Source organism: Paenibacillus sp. M2, from assembly GCF_046713495.1.
In the GTDB taxonomy this organism is placed as follows: domain Bacteria; phylum Bacillota; class Bacilli; order Paenibacillales; family Paenibacillaceae; genus Paenibacillus; species Paenibacillus amylolyticus_B.
Genome location: NZ_CP169648.1, coordinates 5,086,972 through 5,107,556 on the forward strand (window position 1 = coordinate 5,086,972; position 20,585 = coordinate 5,107,556).

The 20,585-nt window shown below is 45.9% G+C and carries 20 protein-coding genes and 1 other annotated feature; of the genes, 2 read left to right on the forward strand and 18 right to left on the reverse strand.

Features of this window, described 5'->3' with window-relative positions; all coding sequences use genetic code 11:
- Window positions 1-570 precede the first annotated feature (570 nt).
- On the forward strand, window positions 571-3,246 hold the full coding sequence (locus ACETMN_RS23565) for a YhgE/Pip domain-containing protein (RefSeq protein WP_091014106.1): 2,676 nt from the start codon (window positions 571-573) through the stop codon (window positions 3,244-3,246).
- A gap of 96 nt (window positions 3,247-3,342) precedes the next feature.
- On the opposite strand, the gene ACETMN_RS23570 is transcribed toward ACETMN_RS23565, so the two are convergent.
- The 8 genes from ACETMN_RS23570 to lspA all read right to left on the reverse strand — a co-directional run bounded on the left by ACETMN_RS23570 (window position 3,343) and on the right by lspA (window position 9,860).
- Entirely contained in the window at window positions 3,343-4,647 is a 1,305-nt protein-coding gene (locus tag ACETMN_RS23570; RefSeq protein ID WP_091014103.1) for a DUF6080 domain-containing protein, read from the reverse strand.
- Between the two features lie 31 nt (window positions 4,648-4,678).
- Window positions 4,679-4,981, reverse strand: a complete 303-nt coding sequence (locus ACETMN_RS23575; RefSeq protein ID WP_411735203.1) for an EamA family transporter — start codon at window positions 4,979-4,981, stop codon at window positions 4,679-4,681.
- Between the two features lie 4 nt (window positions 4,982-4,985).
- Window positions 4,986-5,276 (reverse strand): EamA family transporter, encoded by a 291-nt coding sequence (locus ACETMN_RS23580; RefSeq protein WP_197997836.1) that lies wholly within the window; start codon window positions 5,274-5,276, stop codon window positions 4,986-4,988.
- Between the two features lie 26 nt (window positions 5,277-5,302).
- On the reverse strand, window positions 5,303-5,935 hold the full coding sequence (locus ACETMN_RS23585; RefSeq protein WP_082762814.1) for an HAD family hydrolase: 633 nt from the start codon (window positions 5,933-5,935) through the stop codon (window positions 5,303-5,305).
- An 18-nt stretch (window positions 5,936-5,953) separates the two neighbouring features.
- Window positions 5,954-6,844, reverse strand: coding sequence for a decaprenyl-phosphate phosphoribosyltransferase (locus ACETMN_RS23590; RefSeq protein WP_091014405.1), 891 nt, complete (start codon window positions 6,842-6,844; stop codon window positions 5,954-5,956).
- A 202-nt stretch (window positions 6,845-7,046) separates the two neighbouring features.
- Window positions 7,047-8,300, reverse strand: a complete 1,254-nt coding sequence (locus ACETMN_RS23595; protein WP_091014098.1) for an LL-diaminopimelate aminotransferase — start codon at window positions 8,298-8,300, stop codon at window positions 7,047-7,049.
- A 110-nt stretch (window positions 8,301-8,410) separates the two neighbouring features.
- The gene (locus ACETMN_RS23600; protein ID WP_373419812.1) at window positions 8,411-9,373 is read right to left on the reverse strand and encodes an RluA family pseudouridine synthase; all 963 of its coding nucleotides are present in this window, start codon (window positions 9,371-9,373) and stop codon (window positions 8,411-8,413) included.
- Window positions 9,366-9,860 carry a signal peptidase II gene (gene lspA, locus ACETMN_RS23605; protein ID WP_091014094.1) on the reverse strand — a complete coding sequence of 165 codons (495 nt, stop codon included), beginning with the start codon at window positions 9,858-9,860 and terminating at the stop codon, window positions 9,366-9,368. The genes ACETMN_RS23600 and lspA overlap by 8 nt, the downstream gene beginning before the upstream one ends.
- Window positions 9,861-10,081: 221 nt before the next feature.
- Here lspA and ACETMN_RS23610 point away from each other — a divergent pair, with 221 nt between their 5' ends.
- Window positions 10,082-10,819, forward strand: a complete 738-nt coding sequence (locus ACETMN_RS23610) for a TraR/DksA C4-type zinc finger protein (protein WP_091014091.1) — start codon at window positions 10,082-10,084, stop codon at window positions 10,817-10,819.
- A gap of 31 nt (window positions 10,820-10,850) precedes the next feature.
- Here ACETMN_RS23610 and ACETMN_RS23615 read toward each other — a convergent pair whose 3' ends face one another.
- The 10 genes from ACETMN_RS23615 to sigG all read right to left on the reverse strand — a co-directional run bounded on the left by ACETMN_RS23615 (window position 10,851) and on the right by sigG (window position 20,534).
- On the reverse strand, window positions 10,851-11,210 hold the full coding sequence (locus ACETMN_RS23615; protein WP_091014089.1) for a DUF5665 domain-containing protein: 360 nt from the start codon (window positions 11,208-11,210) through the stop codon (window positions 10,851-10,853).
- A gap of 161 nt (window positions 11,211-11,371) precedes the next feature.
- Complete coding sequence (gene ileS / locus ACETMN_RS23620) at window positions 11,372-14,470, reverse strand: isoleucine--tRNA ligase (RefSeq protein WP_411735204.1); 3,099 nt, start codon at window positions 14,468-14,470, stop codon at window positions 11,372-11,374.
- A gap of 515 nt (window positions 14,471-14,985) precedes the next feature.
- Window positions 14,986-15,278, reverse strand: a binding site (T-box leader).
- 57 nt (window positions 15,279-15,335) lie between these two features.
- Window positions 15,336-15,845, reverse strand: a complete 510-nt coding sequence (locus tag ACETMN_RS23625) for a DivIVA domain-containing protein (protein WP_017687316.1) — start codon at window positions 15,843-15,845, stop codon at window positions 15,336-15,338.
- Window positions 15,846-15,992: 147 nt separating this feature from the next.
- Entirely contained in the window at window positions 15,993-16,775 is a 783-nt protein-coding gene (locus tag ACETMN_RS23630; protein ID WP_091014083.1) for an RNA-binding protein, read from the reverse strand.
- A 15-nt stretch (window positions 16,776-16,790) separates the two neighbouring features.
- Window positions 16,791-17,060 (reverse strand): YggT family protein, encoded by a 270-nt coding sequence (locus ACETMN_RS23635; protein WP_036674839.1) that lies wholly within the window; start codon window positions 17,058-17,060, stop codon window positions 16,791-16,793.
- 7 nt (window positions 17,061-17,067) lie between these two features.
- The gene (locus ACETMN_RS23640) at window positions 17,068-17,535 is read right to left on the reverse strand and encodes a cell division protein SepF (protein WP_017687313.1); all 468 of its coding nucleotides are present in this window, start codon (window positions 17,533-17,535) and stop codon (window positions 17,068-17,070) included.
- Entirely contained in the window at window positions 17,526-18,227 is a 702-nt protein-coding gene (locus ACETMN_RS23645; RefSeq protein ID WP_017687312.1) for a YggS family pyridoxal phosphate-dependent enzyme, read from the reverse strand. Before ACETMN_RS23645 ends, ACETMN_RS23640 begins: the two co-directional genes overlap by 10 nt.
- Before the next feature lie 6 nt (window positions 18,228-18,233).
- A complete protein-coding gene (pgeF, locus tag ACETMN_RS23650; protein WP_091014081.1) occupies window positions 18,234-19,133 on the reverse strand; it encodes a peptidoglycan editing factor PgeF in 900 nt (299 codons plus the stop codon).
- A 51-nt stretch (window positions 19,134-19,184) separates the two neighbouring features.
- Window positions 19,185-19,577: a YlmC/YmxH family sporulation protein gene (locus ACETMN_RS23655; RefSeq protein WP_017687310.1), complete on the reverse strand. Its 393-nt coding sequence runs from the start codon at window positions 19,575-19,577 to the stop codon at window positions 19,185-19,187.
- A gap of 174 nt (window positions 19,578-19,751) precedes the next feature.
- Complete coding sequence (sigG, locus tag ACETMN_RS23660; RefSeq protein ID WP_017687309.1) at window positions 19,752-20,534, reverse strand: RNA polymerase sporulation sigma factor SigG; 783 nt, start codon at window positions 20,532-20,534, stop codon at window positions 19,752-19,754.
- Window positions 20,535-20,585: the final 51 nt, after the last annotated feature.

Here is a 20,585-nt window from a genome sequence, read left to right on the forward strand (position 1 = left end):
TCGCTTCATTTGCCGCAGCAAAAAACGATGTATCGTTCACGTTACCTTGCCAGTCTCACGGGACTGATTTAAAGGTGCTATTCATGTCGTTCATATTGCAGGACCTCACAGGGTTCTATAATCAATATGTCCGTTTGTCTACATGAATTATGACAGAAAGACAACCCCCTGTCAACACCTCACCATCGCAGGTGAAAACCCTCTGCTACGTTCTTCTTAGAATCAGCAGTTAGGCTGAAAAACATCCATGCACAATACATCTCATTGGTTATTCATAATTATACAACATTTCTGCATATTTATCCATAGGCAAATGAGAAATTTGAAATAACCAAAATAAACCTCTGACTATACTTAAGTAGAGACAAAACACTTCTTTTGAGAACAAACGGTGAGTTTCGTTTTACGCGATATATGAAGGCTCTGAATTAGTACCAAGTGAAATGGGTACAGTTTATAAACATGAACGCATTCATAGATGCTGCAATAATGCCGATATACATAAGATTCACAATTATGCGACATGGAAATAAGATACGCCCTACATTTATGTACATTTAGGAGGAAGTCATGCGTCACATTTGGCACGTTTACAAAACAGACTGGTTACATATTCTGAAGGTTCCCACAGGTATATTTCTAATTGTGGCTATTATTCTACTCCCCGGGGTGTATGACTGGGTCAATGTGAAGTCCGTATGGGACCCGTACAGTAATACCCAGGGGATCAAAATTGCTGTGACAAGCGAGGACGCGGGTGCGACTGTTGAAGGAACCAATATTAATATCGGAAACGAACTGGTATCCAGCCTCAAAAACAACGAAAAGTTGGGCTGGACTTTTGTAGATCGAGCTGAGGCTAGTCGGGGGGTACAAACAGGAGAATATTATGCCAGCCTGCTCATTCCTGGAGACTTTTCGTCCAAAATTACAGGTATCGTTGACGGAAAGCTGGAACGCCCAGAGGTAATCTATACCGTTAATGAAAAGGTGAATGCCATTGCTCCTAAAATCACTGGCTCTGGTGTATCTGCCATAACAACACAAATCAATGAAAATTTCACTGAAGCCGTCAGTGAGGCCGTTCTAACCAAGTTGAATGAAGCCGGGGTTGAGATTAATTCCCAGCTTCCAACATTACGCAAAATGGAGAATGGCATTTTTACACTGGAGAAAAATCTTCCGGCTATTCAAGCCGCAGGTCAAAAGGTTCTGGAAGTAGAAAAAGCCATGCCCGAGATTGTAAAAGATGCTCAAAAGATCGTTGACATCGAGAAAAAACTGCCTGAAATCAATGAAGCAGCACAGTATGTGCTCAAGGTGCAAGAGTATTGGCCACAAATTAATGATGCGGCTTCCGAGGTGCTGGCTATTCAAGGGCGGATACCGGATATACAAAAAGCGGTAGAACGCATTCGAGAAGTGGATGAAAACTTTGGTCAGGTATCAGCTGTCATCCAAACGGCGCTGGATAAAACCAACAAAGCTCTGTCTATCGTAACGGCCGCAGAACAAGATCTGGACAAAGTATCACAAATCGCTGGCAACGGGATTGAGCTTGCAGAGGGATTAAATCAGTTCGTGGATTCCAGTGAAGAAGCGTTTCAGACAATTAGCCCGGCGATCCACCAAAATCTGCTGCTGGTGCAGCAGATTACTAACGCTGCAGGAGACGTATTTACACAATTGCAAAAATCGGATCTTAATAACCTGCCTACAGCAGAAGATCTCGACCGGATTGCTTCACGTTTAGGGATTGCGGTAAAACTCGTCGACAGTATGGCAGAACTACTGGGCAAAATAGACAACTTGCTTCCAAGCCATCCACTTGCCGATAAAATTACACAACTGAACTCCATTTCAGATAAACTTCAGTTGCAAATCCGCTTGGCTGGCATCATCAGTGATGCCATGCGTCGTAATACAACTCCACCGACAGACGTCATCGCTCAGTTAAATACTCTCTCGAAGGACATTAGCAGCGGGATTGGAAATATCTTAAACACCTATGAAAGTGAACTATCGCCTGCACTTGCAGCTGGTGCGGATAAACTCAGGTCTATCCTCTCCACTTCAGCAGAAACTCTACAAGGAGCAAAGGATCGTATTCCGGATATTGCGGACATTCTTGCATCTGCCAAAGAAGGGATTACGTTTGGGCAGACCGAGTTGACAAAAATCCAGAGCGAACTGCCTCAAGTACAATCGAAGATCCATGAGGTATCAGAGACACTCGCGAACAAAAGTGAAGGTTTTATCCAAGCTTTGAACACCGTGTCTTCATTAATTCGAAACGATCTGCCCAAGCTGGGAAACAAACTGAACGAAGCCGCTGATTTTGTTCGTAATGATCTGCCTAATGCCGAGAAACAGATAGGCAAGGCATCCGATTTTGTCCAGAACCAGCTTCCGGAGGTCGAGAAAGGAGTACATCGTGTTGCCACGCTGGTACGTGATGATCTGCCAGCATTAGAACGTGCCATCAGTAAGGCTGCTGACAAACTTCGGGAAGTCGAAGGTAATAACCAATTTGCCGAACTTGCCAAACTTTTGCGTGGCGATATCGAAGAAGAAAGTGCTTTCCTTGCAAGTCCGGTGCAAATTAAGGAACAACAGCTTTACCCAATTCCGAATTATGGATCGGCTATGTCACCATTTTATGGCGTGCTGTCCTTGTGGGTTGGCTCAACACTGCTGATATCTCTGCTTCGTGCCGAAGCCGAAAATCCAGAGGGCAAGTTCCGGGGATATGAGTTGTATCTTGGACGTCTTGCTACTTTTCTGACCATTGGGTTACTTCAGGCGTTATGCGTCACCCTGGGAGATATCTTAATCCTGGGTACCTATGTTGCAGATAAACTGTGGTTTGTCCTGTTTGCCATGCTGGTGAGTGCCGTATTTGTCACCATCACGTACACCCTGCTGTCCGTTTTTGGGAATATCGGAAAAGGGATCGCCATTATCTTCATGGTGTTCCAGTTCTCCAGCTCCGGCGGTACGTTCCCAATCAGCATGACATCACCCTTTTTCCAGGCATTGAATCCGTTCATGCCCTTCACGTATGCAATCAGTCTGCTGCGTGAGTCGGTAGGCGGCATATTGTGGTCTACTGCCATCAAGGATATTCTGTGGTTGTGTATGTTCATCGCGCTGAGTCTCATTGTTGCTCTCACTTTGAAACGTCCACTCAGCAGTCTCACCAAACGTTCAGCCGAGAATGCCAAGAAGACCAAAATTATTGCTTAACTCATTTGCTCAACACGAAATAAGATAAGGCCATTGGACTTTCCATCCCATGGCCTTATCTTATTTCATTTCATTATATGAATCGATACATTTTGATTATTTCACTGAGCGTTCCTGTTCCAACTGATTATAGGATTGTTTGATTGTTGTTAATGTTTCTACATGGCGATAGATGTTGTTACTTGCCGTAACGATAACACATAACATGATCAAGCCTATAACCACTTTTTTCCCCAATCCCGGACGAAGGCTGATGACAAAACCTCCACCCAACAGGAAGAACACAAACAGATAATGCCCCGCATACAGGTACATATCATATTGAAATACAGCCAAACCAAAGCCCACGACTACGTGAAGCAAAAAGGCAAACAGAATATATGGCACAAGGGTCCACACTTCTCGTTCACGAATCCCTTTAATGAAGCCCATGAATGCCAGTAGTAAAACAAAGATACCTGTCATCTGCACAACGATTGGATTGGAACGGGATAGATCCGTAACAAAGGCTGCCATGCCCGGGTCCAGTAAATGCATCTTCGGTGTCAACATCGGATTAATAGTTAGCATGTTCAATGCTTTCCAGTGAACAGCGAACTGGAATGGTGTTGCATAGCTTGTTCCACCATTTTGAATGCCCAACAGCCAGTTACTTACCCAACTGCGACCTCCAAAGGCAACATACTGAATACCAGTTAATACGACGATGATCAGAACCGCCAATGCCATGATACCGATGTATTTTTTCAAATTCGTCTTATTTCGCCATGCATGCATATTGAAGAATGTGGCAGCAGCAAATGGTACGATATTGGTCGAGGTTAGTCCAAAGTTAATCGATGCAAGCAATGCATTGGGTACATAACGTACGTCCTGACGCTCACGAGTATACTGCATGTAAACTACAGAGAGAAGGATAACGAACTGGACATAAGGATACGAATCCGGAATCAACGCAGTATACATCAGGTAGGAACTGAAACCAAACAGTAAGGCCAACAGTAACGGTACGATGGTCGGTTTATCTTCTTTTTGACTCAGGAACAGATAGGCCAGCACCACCGAACCGGCATTTATCATCGATTGCAAGATTAGAAAGAACCAGTTGCCTCCCAGCAGTTTTGCTACAGCCGCAAGGGTGACTGCAAGAAAGGAAATCAGCGGATGGATCACGGAAGAACTGTTGTCCCCATAATACATTGAAGGATCAAAGTTGAATAAATTAATTGGAAACAGCGTTGTATTAAATGGGCTATACGCCCCCAGCATCTCTGCATTATTTTCAATGTACAGAACATACGAGCCGTTCATTAAACCATAGAACAAAGCAAATCCTGCAAACAGGTAAAAGGCTGTCCAGTTGGCTCTGCGATTATAAAATAAGTAATCTAAAAAGTTCATGCTTTCATTTCACATCCTGATTAATTAAGTTCTAGAACACCAATAAACATAGCCCGCCCATAATACATGCCACACCTATCCAGCGTAAAGGGCCCACTGTCTCTTTAAATACCAACATCGCAATGATGAGAGTCCACACATATGTTAATGCGTTCGCAGGCAACACTACGGTTAATGGAAGAAACTTCAGCAATACAATATTCAGCAACGCACCCGTTCCGTAGAATCCAAGTCCCATGAGTACATGCAGACGATTGCGACTGGATGCATAAGCTTTCAGTCCGGCCCCGCCCAGTGCACCACACAACGTCATGACAATTAATACGGCAATCATCCAGCTATCGATCAACACTGGTTAATGTCACCCCGATTCCAAGCAACACAACTGCTGCCAGCTTCTGCACCGTAATTTCTTCCCCAAGCAAAAAATATCCATAGATTAAGGCAAATACGTAGCTGGCACACATCAGAGGATAAGCAACAGAGAGTTTTTCCAGAGCAAAAGCTTTAATCATTAAAATCGCTCCAAGTCCATAACAAAGAAAACCAACACCCAGGTAGATCCACTCGGTTAGTCCCCATTTCCAAAACAATTGACCCGTTGCTGTCAGAAATGCGGAAACGAGCATCAACCATTTACCCGTATGACGCGATTTTATTTCCCCCACGTTAATGCCTCCATGTCCGGAACACGCTTGTTAATAAAGTATCGTTGACTCACTAGCTGCATGACTGGAAGGTCGGATAAGGAGTCCGAGTAGGAACATGACTGGTCATAATCAATGACCATATTTTTCTCACTCAGATAAGCCTGAATTCGGCGTACCTTCTCTTCCCCTTTGCAATTGCTGCCATCAATTCTGCATGTGTAACCATTCTCATGTCGGACAAGTTCAGTTCCAATGACATGATCCACCCAGGGAAAGTTTTTAAAATATTTCATATAGGCATGCGGAGATGCGGTTACCAGCAAGACATGATAGCCTGCTTCTTTACGATGTTGCATCTCTACACTGGCCTCGGCAAAAATGGATGTACGCAAGCGGGTATCAAAGAAATGTTCGAGATCTTTTTCAGACATACGCTCAATTTCTTGAAAGTAGGATCGTTTGACTTGTTCAACCGTCATGAAGCCTGCCTTGAATAACACGGTATGTAATGCAATGACAGGTAATCTCCATACCTGCCACGGGTAACGGCGAACACCGTAATGCACAAATTGAAACATGGAATCACTGCGTATGATCGTTTTATCAATATCGAAAATTGCGACTTTCGTGCTTTTCACCCTGATCCCCCTCAGCCTTTATTCAAAGATTGCAAAGATTGTAATAACACTTATCACATACAACATAACCGTAATTAATATGGGCTTGTCCTCAAATAGCACTCGATCGGGCGAGCCACCTTGGTTCTTCATGTGGATCAGATACAGATAACGGAACATGCCATAAATGACCAGTGGAATTGTCCACATCAGGTGAATGGTCCGATCTGAAGTGAATGTGAACAGGGAATAACTGATAATCGTAGCTGTCGTCACAATCGTATTGAATTGATCCAGTAACGTAATGGAGTAGTTATCCAAAACCTTACGATGCGATCCCGTATTTCCCTCAAGCAACGTAAGTTCATTTCTGCGTTTGCCAATGGCCAGAAATAACGACAACAGCATTGTACAGATCAAAAACCATGGTGTGAACGGCACATGGATCAGCACACCACCTGCAATGGCACGAAGTACAAACCCGGCTGCAATGGTCATCATATCCAGAATAACGAGATGTTTCAGCACAAATGAATACGATACATTCAACAGGAAATAGACGATACATAACACCCCGAATAGAGGGTTCATCATGAAGGCCGTTCCTACGGAAAGGATTAATAGAATAATGCCAAACAACAAAGCATGACTCGGATTCACCTGCCCAGAAGCCATAGGACGAAACTTTTTCACCGGATGCTGTCGATCCCTGTCCTGGTCTACAAAGTCATTTAAAATATACACACAGCCTGCAACAAGGCTAAATAGAATAAAACCGAGCAACGTCGCAAGAATGGTTTCAGCCCGAATCTCCTCAAAAGAGAATAATAACGCAGCAAATAACAGCAGATTTTTAGTCCACTGTTTGGGTCTTAACAATCTGAATAATCCTGACAGTGTACTGCCTGTTCCTGTAGCCGGTGAAGACACCGTACTTGTTCGTGATGATAACAATTGTAATAACTCCCTTCAAAAACAACTTCTGTATATAAAAAATAACGTAAAGATCTAATCATATGTTGCTTGTATAATTTTGTAAAGGGAGTAAATGAAAAAAATCTAATATGGGCATAAAAAAGAGACCGTTTCCGGTCTCTTCGTTAGTACTTGATTTAATTATTGGGTAATACGATTAAAATTCGAATTGTACGTCGCTCAGACGACGTTTGATCTCAGCAATAACACGTTTCTCTTCCTCTTCACCTTTCGCCTCAAAGGTTACGGAGAAACGAACAAAGTTACCAGCATCATCCCAAGGTACGGATGAGATCAGTTTCTCACGGATCAGGAATTGGGAGAAATCTTCGCCAGATTCGAAGCGACGTCCGCCAACCACACCTTTTGGTGCTTCTACATACAGGAAGAATGAACCTTTAGGTTTTTCAGCCTGGAAGCCCAGTTCGTTCAATGCGGCAACGAGCATATCGTGACGACGGGAATATTTCTCTGCAATTTTTTCCGTAATTTCAGGGTGATTCAATCCATAAGCAGCAGCCTTTTGAATCGCGATGAACTGACCGGAGTCATTGTTGTCCTTCACGTCGCTGAATGCTTTGACTACAAGCGGGTTACCCGCTACGAATCCGATTCTCCAACCCGTCATGTTGTAGGACTTGGATAGCGAGTGCAGCTCTACGCCGACATCCTTCGCTCCAGGTACCGACAGGAAGCTGAACGGTTTTTTGCCATCATACGTCAATGCTGCGTATGGAGCATCATGTACAACCACAACATTGTATTTCTTAGCCCATTCCACAACTTCAGTGAAGAATTCCACCGTTGCACTTGCGCCTGTTGGGTTGTTCGGGTAGTTCAGGTAGAGCAACTTCGCACGTTTTGCGATGTCTTCCGGAATAGCCGTCAGATCAGGCAAGAAGTTGTTCTCTTTCGTCAATTGGATGTTGAACACTTCTCCACCCAGATACTTTGTATGTGTACCCATAACCGGGTACCCCGGAACGGTCATGATGGTCACATCACCTGGATTGATGAAGCATGAAGGCATCATCGCCAAAGCCGGTTTGGAACCAATGGAGTGCACGATTTCAGTATCTGCATCGATACCTTCTACGTTAAACACGTTTTTCAAGTAGGAAGCAGCAGCAGCTTTGAATTCAGGAATACCATTGTCGGCATAACCACGGTTCTCAGGTCTGGAAGCTTCTTCTGCAAGTGCAGCTACAATGCCTGGATCAGCCATTTCGTCAGGTTCACCTACACCAAGGTCAATCAGTTCCACATCGGGAAAATCTTTTTTGGCCGAAGCTTTGGCACGTTTGATTTTCTCGAATTTATAAATGTTCGTGTCTTTACCATAGTTGGAGCCACCGATACGGTCGGCAAAATTAGTCTGAATGTAAGTTTCTTGATATTTATCGATACTCATAACGTTGTTCATCTCCTCATTTGACGCAAATTTCTACACTTTAATATGAAGCATTTGCGTAATCAAAGCCATGGACAAAGTATCCGAACATTTGTACTTTCTTGGAGCTGTTAACGACTGCGTAGCGATGCAAGCACGTCTTCCATATCTTGCGGAATCGGAGCTGAAAATTCAAGGTATTCTCCCGTTGTTGGATGCACAAATCCAAGAATGGCCGCATGAAGAGCCTGTCCTTGCATTTTGATGCCTTTATTCCGTCCATAAGTTGGATCTCCTACAAGCGGATGACCAATAAATTTCATGTGAACCCGAATCTGGTGAGTACGTCCTGTCTCCAGTTTTAATTCCAGCAAGGTGTAATCATTAATCCGCTCTGTAACGGTAAAATGCGTAACGGCATGTTTACTGTTACGTTCTGTGACCGTATACATTTTGCGGTCATTGGTATCTCGTCCAATCGGTGCATCAACGGTCCCTTGATCATGGTTAAGATGACCATGAACAAGCGCGATATAACGTCTGTTCACCGTATGGTCTTTCAACTGGGCAGCCAGTGATGCATGCGCACGATCGTTCTTGGCAGCCATGATCAGGCCAGATGTATCCTTATCGATACGATGCACAATACCAGGACGCAACTCCCCATTAATACCCGAGAGGTCTTTGCAGTGATGCATAAGTGCATTAACGAGGGTACCCGACGTATGTCCCGGTGCTGGATGCACCACAAGACCACGCTGTTTGTTAATCACGATTAGGTCGCTGTCTTCATATACCACTTCCAGCGGGATATCTTCGGCAACGATCTCCACAGCAGCTGGTTCTGGGATCTGTAACTCAACCAGATCCCCTTCGGATAACTTGGCGTTGGCTTTGACTACAGCACCATTTACCGTAACCATCCCGTCTCCGATCCACAATTGAACCTGGGAGCGAGATACGTTATCCACAGCTTCCGTAATATATTTGTCAATTCGTTCTTTTTTATGTTCAGGGGCAACGGTCCATTCCATACGTTCATTGCCATTCATTAGTTCTTCGTCGTTAATCTGTTCCTTATTCGGATTACTCATGATGTTCATTCCCTTCAATCTTCGCGGCTGCTTTTTCGCGCCGTCCTTCAAGCAACGTCTCCACAATGATCAACGCTACACCGATGCAGATTGCCGAATCGGCGATGTTAAAAATGGGAAACGTATAACTTCCAAAATTAAGTTGTACAAAATCTACAACTTCTCCGGTCAATGCCCGATCAAGGAAGTTGCCAATTGCTCCACCAAGCACCAAACTAAGCGCCACAGGCAGCAATCTGTGCGGGGTATCTTTTACCTTTTGTAAATACCAAATCAAGGCAACGACCACAATCAACGTAACCACGATAAAGAACCAACGCTGGTCTTGCAGAATGCCAAATGCTGCTCCTGAGTTACGATGTGATGTGATGACAAAGAAATTGCCAATGACCGGAATTTCTTCTCTGAGTTCCATCCGGGTTGCAATCAGATACTTGGTTCCCTGATCCAATAAAAATACGATAAAAGCGAGGATATAATACACCACGTTTGTTTGTCACTCCGTTCTTGTCTTTTCCAAACCATACCAGGCTTACGCCAGACTTGTTTATTGTAGCACAGCTGTTTGGAAATCGTCCACGACGCGCTACATCGCCATGCTCATGGCAAAAACGATAACATTTCCCTTCTGTAATCTTGCCCATAATGGCACATCCTACAATAGAGTCAAAATCCGGATTCCAGCATGAAATCAGAAAGGGGAAAATCATGTCACATTTTACAACCGAACAAATGCATTTTTTACGTTCCCAACTGATGTCCGATAAGCGCGATATTGAACATAGACTGTCGGAAAACGAGCATTATGGCCTTGGAGACTCCCTTAAACTACAGACAGGTGAATTATCACCGATTGATAACCATCCTGGCGACTTAGCCACGGAAGTGTATGAGCGCGAGAAAGATATTTCCCTGCTGGAACATGATGAATTCCAATTGGAGCGAATTGATTCTGCACTGCACTCCATCGAAGAAGGACATTATGGTACATGTGCGGTCTGCCAGCAACCCATTCCTTATGAACGCATGGAAGCTGTTCCCTACACGAAATACTGCAAAAAACATCAACCGGAAACCGTTGTCTCCGAAAACCGCCCTGTAGAGGAAGAGTTCCTCGCCCCGGCATTCGGTCGAACAAGTCTGGACGAGCGTGATGATCAAAACGGCTTCGATGGTGAGGACACTTGGCAGATTGTTGAAAGCTGGGGCACATCGAACTCACCAGCCATGGCTGAAGGACGCGATATCGACAGTTATGATGTTATGGCCATTGAAGCCACCGATGAAGTGGAAGGCTGCGTTGAAGCGTACGAAAGCTTCGTTGCAACGGACATCTATGGACATGACGTATCCATCGTGCGCAATCGTCAATATCGCCAGTATCTGGAGAACCGTGAGGGCGAGGGTCTGTTAGAACCGGATATGGAGACGGATGACATTTACTAACTGCACTTTGATATCATTCACCTTTAATCGCTTAGTAGGTGTTCATATCAAGCTGACGCTGGACAATGCGCACAATATCAGCGATGTAGTCTCCAACAATGGGAAGATTAAGCGCCCCAAGTAGCTGCAAAACGTAAATAATCGTTGCTGCGAAAAAGGTAAAACCAATCGCAATCCCCACACCTCTTGCGGCTCCAGACAACAAGTTAAGTCCGATTAATTTCCATGGTCTGTTCAGCAATTCTGTGTATTGCGCAATGCGTGAACGTTCCAGTTCATTCGCCAGACGGTTAGTCAAGGTATGTAGCTCTTCAATTTTGTCATGCGAATTCAGATGATCTGATGTTGATTGTTGTGAAGTGGATACGGTTTGCTTATCATGTTCGCTCATGTTTTGGTCAGTTCCTTTGATCAATATAGATTGACTGCACTATAGAATCATTGCCTTTTTGCTTAAAAAACAAACGAGCCCAGAACCAGGGAATATGTCCCTGCCTCTGCGGCTCGTTTGTACTCTATATTCTATCCCTGTTGAATGGGACATGCTCCGAATTACGCTTCGATGTAAATACCGATCGATTTGCCTCCAGCTTCAACGCGTTCCATGGCCTCATTGGTGCCAAATGTCACTTCGGTTACGAGAACATTTTCACGCAATACATCATCAAACGCCTGAATAGCTTCCTGTAGGGATGCATCTACATCCAGTGTCAAACGTACTCTTTTTTCAATCGGCAAGTCGAGTCGTTTCCGGGTATCCTGCACAGCACGAACCACTTCACGGACCCAGCCTTCCTGTTCCAGTGATGCTGTGATTTCGGTATTGAGCGCAACCGTCAGACCGTAACCTGATGCAGAAGCAAAACCAGATTTGGCCTGCTTATCAACCAATAATTCTTCGCTCGTCACTTGCAGCTCTTCGCCTTCCGGAGAAACGATGTTCAGCACGCCTTCCGAAACCACTTTACGCGTCTCATCGGCCGACATTCCCTTGAAGAAGTTTTGCAGAAATCCTACGTTTTTACCGTATTTCTTACCTGCAACTTTCAGGTTCAGCTTCAATGTAAAGTCAACGAATTCCGCATCATTATGCTCCGTACGGATTCCTTTTACATTGATCTCTTCCTTGATGATTTCTTCATAACTTGCCAGGTCAAATCCTTTATCTAGAGAAACGATCAATTCGGACAGCGGCTGACGTGTCTTGATGCCTGTTTCGTTACGAACGTTACGGGCAAGTTCAACCACGCGGCGAGCCGTCTCCATATCTTGTTCCAGACCTGCATCAATCAGCGATTCATTAGCTACCGGATAGTCTTCCATGTGCACACTCTCACCTGTTGCAAGGTTCAGATAGATGTCTTCTGCCAGCATCGGTGTGAACGGAGCAACCAATTTCGCAGTAGTCACCAGTACCTCAGTCAATGTGCGGTAAGCGTCGAGTTTATCCTCTGTCAGGCCACTTCCCCAGAACCGGTCACGGGAACGACGGATATACCAGTTACTCAACTCATCAACAAATGCTTCAATCGCTTTGGAAGAGTTCAGATAGTCGTTAACCAGCAACGCTTTTTCTACAACCAGGATCAGGCTGTTCAGTCTCGACAGAATCCAGCGATCCAGCTTGTGTGCGGACAGTTGGAACGGGTGCTCCTGTGGATCAAATCCATCAATGGTAGCATAAAGCGTCAGGAATGCATGGGTGTTAACCAGCGTATCCACCATTTTGGATTTGGCTTCGCCTACGATACCTTTGGAGAAACGTTTGCTGTTCCACGGTGCACTGTCAGACAACAAAGCCCAGCGGAATGCATCTGTACCATATTCTTCAATCACTTCCCAAGGATCGATAACGTTACCTTTGGATTTGGACATCTTCTGTCCGTTCTCGTCCAGAACGTGTCCTGTAGCCATAACCGCTTTGTAAGGCGCTTTGCCTGTCAAAAGGGTGGAAACCGCCAGCAAGCTGTAGAACCAGCCACGTGTCTGGTCAATTCCCTCACAGATCATATCAGCAGGATACTGCTGTTCGAATACTTCTTTATTTTCAAATGGATAGTGCTGCTGAGCAAACGGCATGGAGCCGCTGTCGAACCAGACATCGATCACTTCCGGTGTACGTTTCATCTCATATTTGCCACAAGAGCTCATGACTTTAACGTCATCCACATATGGTTTATGCAATTCAAGATTCTCAGGCACATCACCTACCGCACGGGCACGCAATTCTGCAATGCTGTGTGGAGCAAATTGTTCGCCAGTCTCCTCGCACACCCAGATGTTCAGCGGAGTTCCCCAATAGCGATCACGGCTGATATTCCAATCCACCAGATCCTCAAGGAATTTCCCGAATCGACCTTCACGAACATGACCTGGATACCAATCCACTTCACTATTGTTTGCAATCAGTTGGTCCTTGATGGCTGTTGTTTGGATAAACCAGCTGTCCATTGCATAGTACAGAAGTGGTGTATCACAACGCCAGCAGAATGGATAGCTGTGCTCATATTTTTCTTTGCTGAACAAACGTCCATTCTCGGACAAGTATCGCACGATATCAATATCACAATCCTTAACGAAACGTCCGGCAAAGTCAGTAACCTCAGCGACAAATTTACCTTCCAGGTCCACCATGTTCACAAAGCTGATCCCATTCTCACGGCATACACGGTAGTCATCTTCACCATGGGCAGGAGCCATGTGTACGATACCCGTACCACTTGCATCCGTTACAAAGCCTGCGCCAAGAATGATGTTGGCTTTCTCAGCCTGTACATAGTTAAACGGAGGATCATACGTTTTGCCAACCAGATCGGCACCTTTCAGTACACCGATGATCTCATACTCACCCTTGGTATCTTTCATCACTTTTTCAACCAGATTGGTTGCCATGATGTACACTTCATCACCTTGACGAACACGGGAGTAGTCCATATCCGGATTCACGGCAAGTGCAACATGTGAAGGCAGCGTCCAAGGTGTTGTTGTCCAAGCCAGTACAAATTCTCCGCTATCATTCAGTTTAAATTTCGCTGTAGCGCTCAGGTCTTTGACGTCTTTGTACCCTTGTGCAACTTCATGGGAACTCAGTGTTGTCTGACATGATGGGCAATACGGACTCACACGGTGACCACGATACAACAGGCCTTTCTCATGAATTGTCGCCAGGATGTTCCATACACTCTCGATGTAGTTGTTATCAAGGGTGATATACGGGTTATCCATATCCGTCCAATATCCGATACCTTCTGTCAAATCACGCCATTGTTGCTCATACTCGAATACGCTCGCTTTACATTCGTTAATGAATTTTTCCACGCCATAATCTTCGATTTCCCACTTGTGGGAGATACCAAGCTTCTTCTGTACACCCAGTTCTACTGGCAGACCGTGTGTATCCCAACCCGCTTTACGAACAACACGGTAACCCTTCATCGTGTTATAACGACCAACGAAATCCTTGATTACGCGTCCCAGAACGTGACCGATATGCGGTTTTCCGTTCGCTGTAGGTGGCCCTTCATAAAATACGAAGTTTGGTTTGCCCTCCCGGTTTTCGATGGATCTTTTGAATGTATTCTCCGTTTTCCATTTATCTAACACGCGTAATTCTCTGGCACGTGCCTTCTCTTTGACGTCAACTCGTTGCATGATGATCATCTTCCTTTCAATTGTGATAAATTGTGGACCGTCCACAAAAAGCGTTTCAATCCCCCTAAATCCCCCTTGCCAAGGGGGACCCCATAGGCGCTCCGCCCTCTGGACACCCGGGATGGGTGGTCGTTGGGGGATTAGTTGCGCTTATGGGCGTGGGTTTATGTGCGTAGTGGCGGCCATTTTGCGGCTGTTCCCTGCGTGAACGCCGCATGGCCTTGCCGCGTGGCGGGTGTTGCCGGGTGCTTCGCTTTCCCGGCGGGCGGCTCTCTCCCTGAGGTCCCTGCGGACCTCATGGGCGTTCGCCTTGGCGAAACCCCGGTTGCCGGGTGCTTCGCTCCCCCGGCGGGTGGGCTCTCTCCTTGAGACCCCTTCGGGCCTCATGGGCGTTCGCCTTGGCGAAACCCCGGTTGCCGGGTGCTTCGCTCCCCCGGCGGGTGGCTCTCTCCTTGAGACCCCTTCGGGCCTCATGGACGTTCGCCTTTTTTGGACACAAAAAAGCCCCGTCCCTGGAAAGGGACGAGGCTATACTCGCGTTACCACCCTAATTCTGTTCATCACAAACCACATCCAGGCAAGCCTGGGTATGCTCTGTCATCAACAGCGCTTATGCCCCGCTATACTACCGCAGGGTGCCGTTATAACGTACGGCTTACGGTTCGGCTTACACACGGCATTCAAGATCACCGCTTCAGCGTCACTTCTCCGGGGAGATATTCGGCTATAACTCATCCATTGGTTTGCACCAACCACCAACTCTCTGAGGGATGAGATCATAACGTACTGAACCCGTCATGGAATCACTATTCATTATGAATATAGTTATAGCCTCTTTGCAGACAAAAGTCAACCAGGCGACAGACTAGTAAATTTCTTTCATCTCCCGCTCACGGTCACGCACTTCCTGCTCCCGGCTCTCCAGCACTTCCCAACCATCCTGAGTCAACAGTTCAAGCTGCGCTTCAACAAGCGTGCGGAAACGGGCACGATAAATCGAGGCCTGCTTTTTCAGTTCTTCCACTTCCAAAGCAATTTTACGCGATTTTCCCAATGATTCGTTCACGATCCGGTCTGCATTTTTCTCTGCTTCCTTCACGATCAACTGCGCTTCTTTCTTCGCATTACCCTTCACATCATCAGCAGCTTCCTGCGCAATGATGATCGTTTTGCTAAGCGTCTCTTCAATTGTAGAAAAATGATCCAGCTTTTCCTGAACGGACAGCAACTGATTGCTCAGCTCTTTGTTCTCGCGAATGACGCCTTCGTAATCTTTGATGACTTGATCCAGGAATTCATTGACTTCATCCTCGTCATACCCGCGCAAACGTCGGGAAAATTCCTTGTTGTGTATGTCCAGCGGCGTTAATGGCATGCTGTCCACCTCCTGTTAAAGTTCCTTCTCGTCCAGAGAAGGTTTGCAGCATAAATCTTTGACTTAATGTATATCGGATACACCGCGTATTTTCTACACCTTTATGATAAACATTTCGACAAGAAAGCGGATTTTCCTGCAACAGACTCAGGCAAATTTGCCGATTTTCACTCGGCAGCGCCCTTTTTTAGTCATCCCATCCTGTTCCATAACCTTGAAACGGCCAAATCCCTGAATGGATACGACATCACCCGCTTTTAGCGATTTGGAGGGATCTTCCTCAACTTTCCAGTTCACACGGCAGCGACCAGCTTTGATCGGCACCAGCACTTTACTGCGGCTAAGCCGATACACATCTGCGCAGATTCCATCCAAACGAAGAGAAGCGACCGTAATGTCCATCGTCTCCAGTTTGCTCTCTGACCATCGCATCTGATCCAAAGGAAGTAACTCTGTGAACACATGTAACCGATGCACCTGATTCAGTTGAAGCGATAAAAAAGCGCCGGTTTCCGCCGCCACCACTGTATGGCAACCGTCCTCCAGCACTTGGATATCCCCGATCTTTCCACGTTTCATCCCAAGCCCGAGCAGGGAACCCATATAGTCCCCATGTTCCAGCTCCGAGATTTTCTGATCATCAGACGTGATACTGAGCACCTGCATTCCCATATCCTCATCATCCAGATACATATAATCAGGTGCAACCAGCGCACGCTTGCGTTCAGCAGCTTCGTAACCACCATCCAGACGAATCTGAACGTCGTTACGACGATTGGCAAGAGTCTGTAAGATAAAAACCTGTCTTGGATCAAGGAAGTCAGTTAGCTTCATGTCATGATACTTGCCTGCCCGCTCAACCCAATCCGAAGCCTTATCTACAAAATCTCGCTCATCATGGCTAAAATGTTCGTAAATTTCACCGCTCATCTATATCACCCTACCCTAATATGCAAAATACCGGAGTATGGAAATCAGCCCATTAAGCGCGAGTTGGAGAACGATCAGCGCCACAATTGGGGAAATATCCAGCACACCGAACAAAGGGGGGATAAATCGACGGAATGGTCTTAGATATGGCTCCACTAATTTGCCCAGCCATTCACCGATGAAGCTTTCCCGCGCATTGGGAAGCCAAGACATCAATATGTAGACAATAACCATGTAAAAGTAAATCTGGTATAACGTGTACAACACGCTTTCGATCTGATACAAAAGTGGCTCACCTCATTCTGTTATAATCTTGCTCGCTGTCAGCCAGTATTTCCGTAATTGAGCCCTGAATTTCAACCGTATCTGGCGTACAGAGAAAAATGTTTCCGCCGATTTTGGAAATACCGCCACCCAATGCATATACCGTGCCACTCAAAAAATCAATAACGCGCAGCGCTTGGTCCTGGCGAATTCGTTGCAAGTTCACCACAACAGTACGATGCGAACGCAGATGGTCGGCAATTTCCTGAGCCTCGTCATAAGAACGCGGTTCATACAGGACAACTTTAACATTTTTCTGGGAATGAATGCTCACCACATTATTCCCCCTTTGGTTTCTACGTTTATCGAGACTGGAGGTTTCAGCTTCCTGATGTTCAGACTCATTTTCCTCCTGCGCAGCCATTCGTTCACGTTCCACAATCTCTTCCTCTTCCTGAAGTCCGAGGAAATTCATAAATTTATTCATTACGCCCATCGTGAACCCTCCTCTTTTCCTACGAGAATCGATCCTAGCCGTACCCAGGTTGCACCTTCTTCAATGGCCACTTCAAAATCATTGGACATCCCCATTGACAGCTCAGTCAATGGCTCTGCTGTAAGGGCTTGTCCATTCAATTGATCTCTCAGCTCACGCAATCCACGAAATACGGGACGTGTCAGCTCCGGATCTTCCTCATGAGGTGCCATAGTCATCAGGCCAACGACCTTGAGATTGTTGAACGAACGAATATCACGCAAAAAAGAACTTGCCTGTTCAGGCTGTAATCCATACTTGCTCTCTTCACCCGAAATATTCACCTGCAAAAACGTTTCCACCTGGATGCCAAGTGAAGCTGCTTTTTTATCCAACTCCTTCGCCAATGACAAACGATCCAGTGAATGGATGTAACGAAACTTGCCAATCACGTCTTTCACCTTGTTTGTCTGCAAATGACCGATAAAGTGCCAGGTACCCTGCTGACCAAAAGCTTCCCATTTGGCCTGTGCATCCTGCCACCGGTTTTCTCCAATATGCTCAAGACCATGATTCAGCACCGATCCCGTTGTTTCAAGTGAGACATATTTCGTGACCGCAATCACATTCACATCATCACGATGACGGTTACTGCGCCGACATGCGTCCTCGATCTTCTGATTTACCTGTTGAATACGCTCCTCCAATGACACAGAGGGTCACCTCTCTTCCAGCCCAATCCAGCTCGCCATCCGCCCTGTAACACCATTTTCCTTCCGATAGGAGAAAAATAGTTCGGGATGACAACTTGTACACCATGTTGTACATTCGATATGATCCGGCATTATTCCTGCTTTCATCATAATGTGTCGATTACATTCTTTCAAGTTTAACATCGTTTTACCGTTATTCACGGCTCGATATGCTTGTTTGGAAGCAGAATCCTTGTATTCATCATTAACCTGGGAATCATCAAACCAAACCCGTACATGCTGCATGACCGCCTCATCCACTTCATAACAGCAATCCCCAATCGACGGACCGATTGCAGCTCGAATGTCCTGCCTACGGCTGCCATACTCCCGTTCCATCGTCTCCACCATGGATACAGCGATACCCGCGACTGTACCTTTCCAGCCGGCATGAGCAAGACCTACCGCCTGCTGTACAGGGTCATAGAAATAAAGCGGCACACAGTCTGCGTAGAAAGAAGTCAGCAGCACACCAGGCACATTCGTGACCAATCCATCCGTATCCTGCAACGCAGATTGACGATCAAGTAATCCTCTGCTCCGATCTTCAGCGGTAATTACTGCGACATGTTTGCCATGCACCTGCTCTCCACAGGTCCAAGCTTCTGCTGCAAAACCAAGCTTCTCGGTTACAAGCCTGCGGTTGTTAAGTACAACTTCAGGGTCATCCCCCACATGATAAGCACAATTGAGCGTAGCATACGGAACTTTTCCAACTCCACCATGCCTCGTCGTAAACCCGACTGACAACTGTTCAAATTGCTGTGTCCAGGGCTCAACATATAATAATAACGGATCAGGACCGAAATCTGAATTTGGGTTCTTGGTCCGTTCAAGTAATTCTTTATCCAATACAAAGGGTTCCATTATCTCACCTCACCACTTCCAGTGTACCAAATGAGCCACATTCTGTCTCCTTTATATCGTTCGACGCTGATTACGTTCCGACCGTTCAATGCGTTCCACTCGCTCTGTGCGGTTATGCTGCTGTTCATCATACAGGCGCGCTTCGCGATCACGCTCGTCATACGTATTTTCCTTCACCTCATCCATCTTCACCAGTATCACATCTGAACCAATCTTCACAATGTTTCTCCAAGGAATGACCAGGTCTGTTCCCCCGCCAAAGAGACCCATAAAACGGCTGTACCCTGGCACAACAATCGCTTCAATTCGTCCCTGCTTCAGATCCAGTTCCAAATCACTGATCTGACCGAGGCGTTTACCATCCGTAATGTTAATGACATCCTTTGTCTGAAAATCCGAGATTTTCATGCCTCGTGCCGCTACTTCGCTCGTATTTACTTTCATTCATTCCCGCCCCCTGTTATTCCTCTTCTGCCCGTTCTTCACGCTTCTATACAATATATGTTTCAAGGGCGAAAAATGTCCTGTTTTTCATCGAATGTGGAAACGGTCCATAACAAAAAGACGACCAACGGTATACACTGCCCCGATTGATCGTCCTTCTGCCTTTGCATCCTGTTATGACTTTACATGTTTTTGCATCTGCTGTATTGCTGATTTCTCCAGACGTGATACCTGAGCCTGGGAAATGCCAATTTCATCAGCCACTTCCATCTGGGTTTTCCCTTCGAAAAACCGCATCGACAGAATCATTTTTTCCCGCTGACCAAGACGATGCATCGCTTCACGAAGTGCAATTTCCTCGATCCATGACACGTCTTTGTTTCTGTCATCGCTGATCTGATCCATAACATAGATCGGATCACCACCATCATGATAAATCGGTTCGAAGAGCGAGACCGGGTCCTGAATGGCGTCCAATGCAAAAACAACATCTTCCTTCGGCACATTCAGTACTTCCGCAATTTCGAATATCGTCGGTTCCCGAGAGTTTTTATTCGTCAGGCTGTCACGGACCTGAAGTGCTTTGTAAGCAATGTCCCTCAAGGAGCGAGATACCCGAATCGGATTATTGTCACGCAGGTATCGACGGATTTCACCGATAATCATCGGCACCGCGTAGGTTGAAAATTTGACATTCTGGGATAAATCAAAATTATCAATGGCTTTCATCAGGCCGATGCAACCAACCTGGAACAGATCATCGACAAACTCCCCCCGATTGTTAAAACGCTGAATGACACTGAGCACAAGACGCAGGTTGCCATTCACTAATTTCTCTCTTGCTGAGCGATCATGGTGTTGCTGAAGGGAATGAAACAATTCCCGCATTTCAGTGTTGGTGAGGACAGGCAATTTTGCGGTGTCCACGCCACAAATCTCGACTTTGTTTCGGGTCATCGTGATTTACCTCCCAAGGAGAAACATTAATGTACATTATCTCCGGGGCAG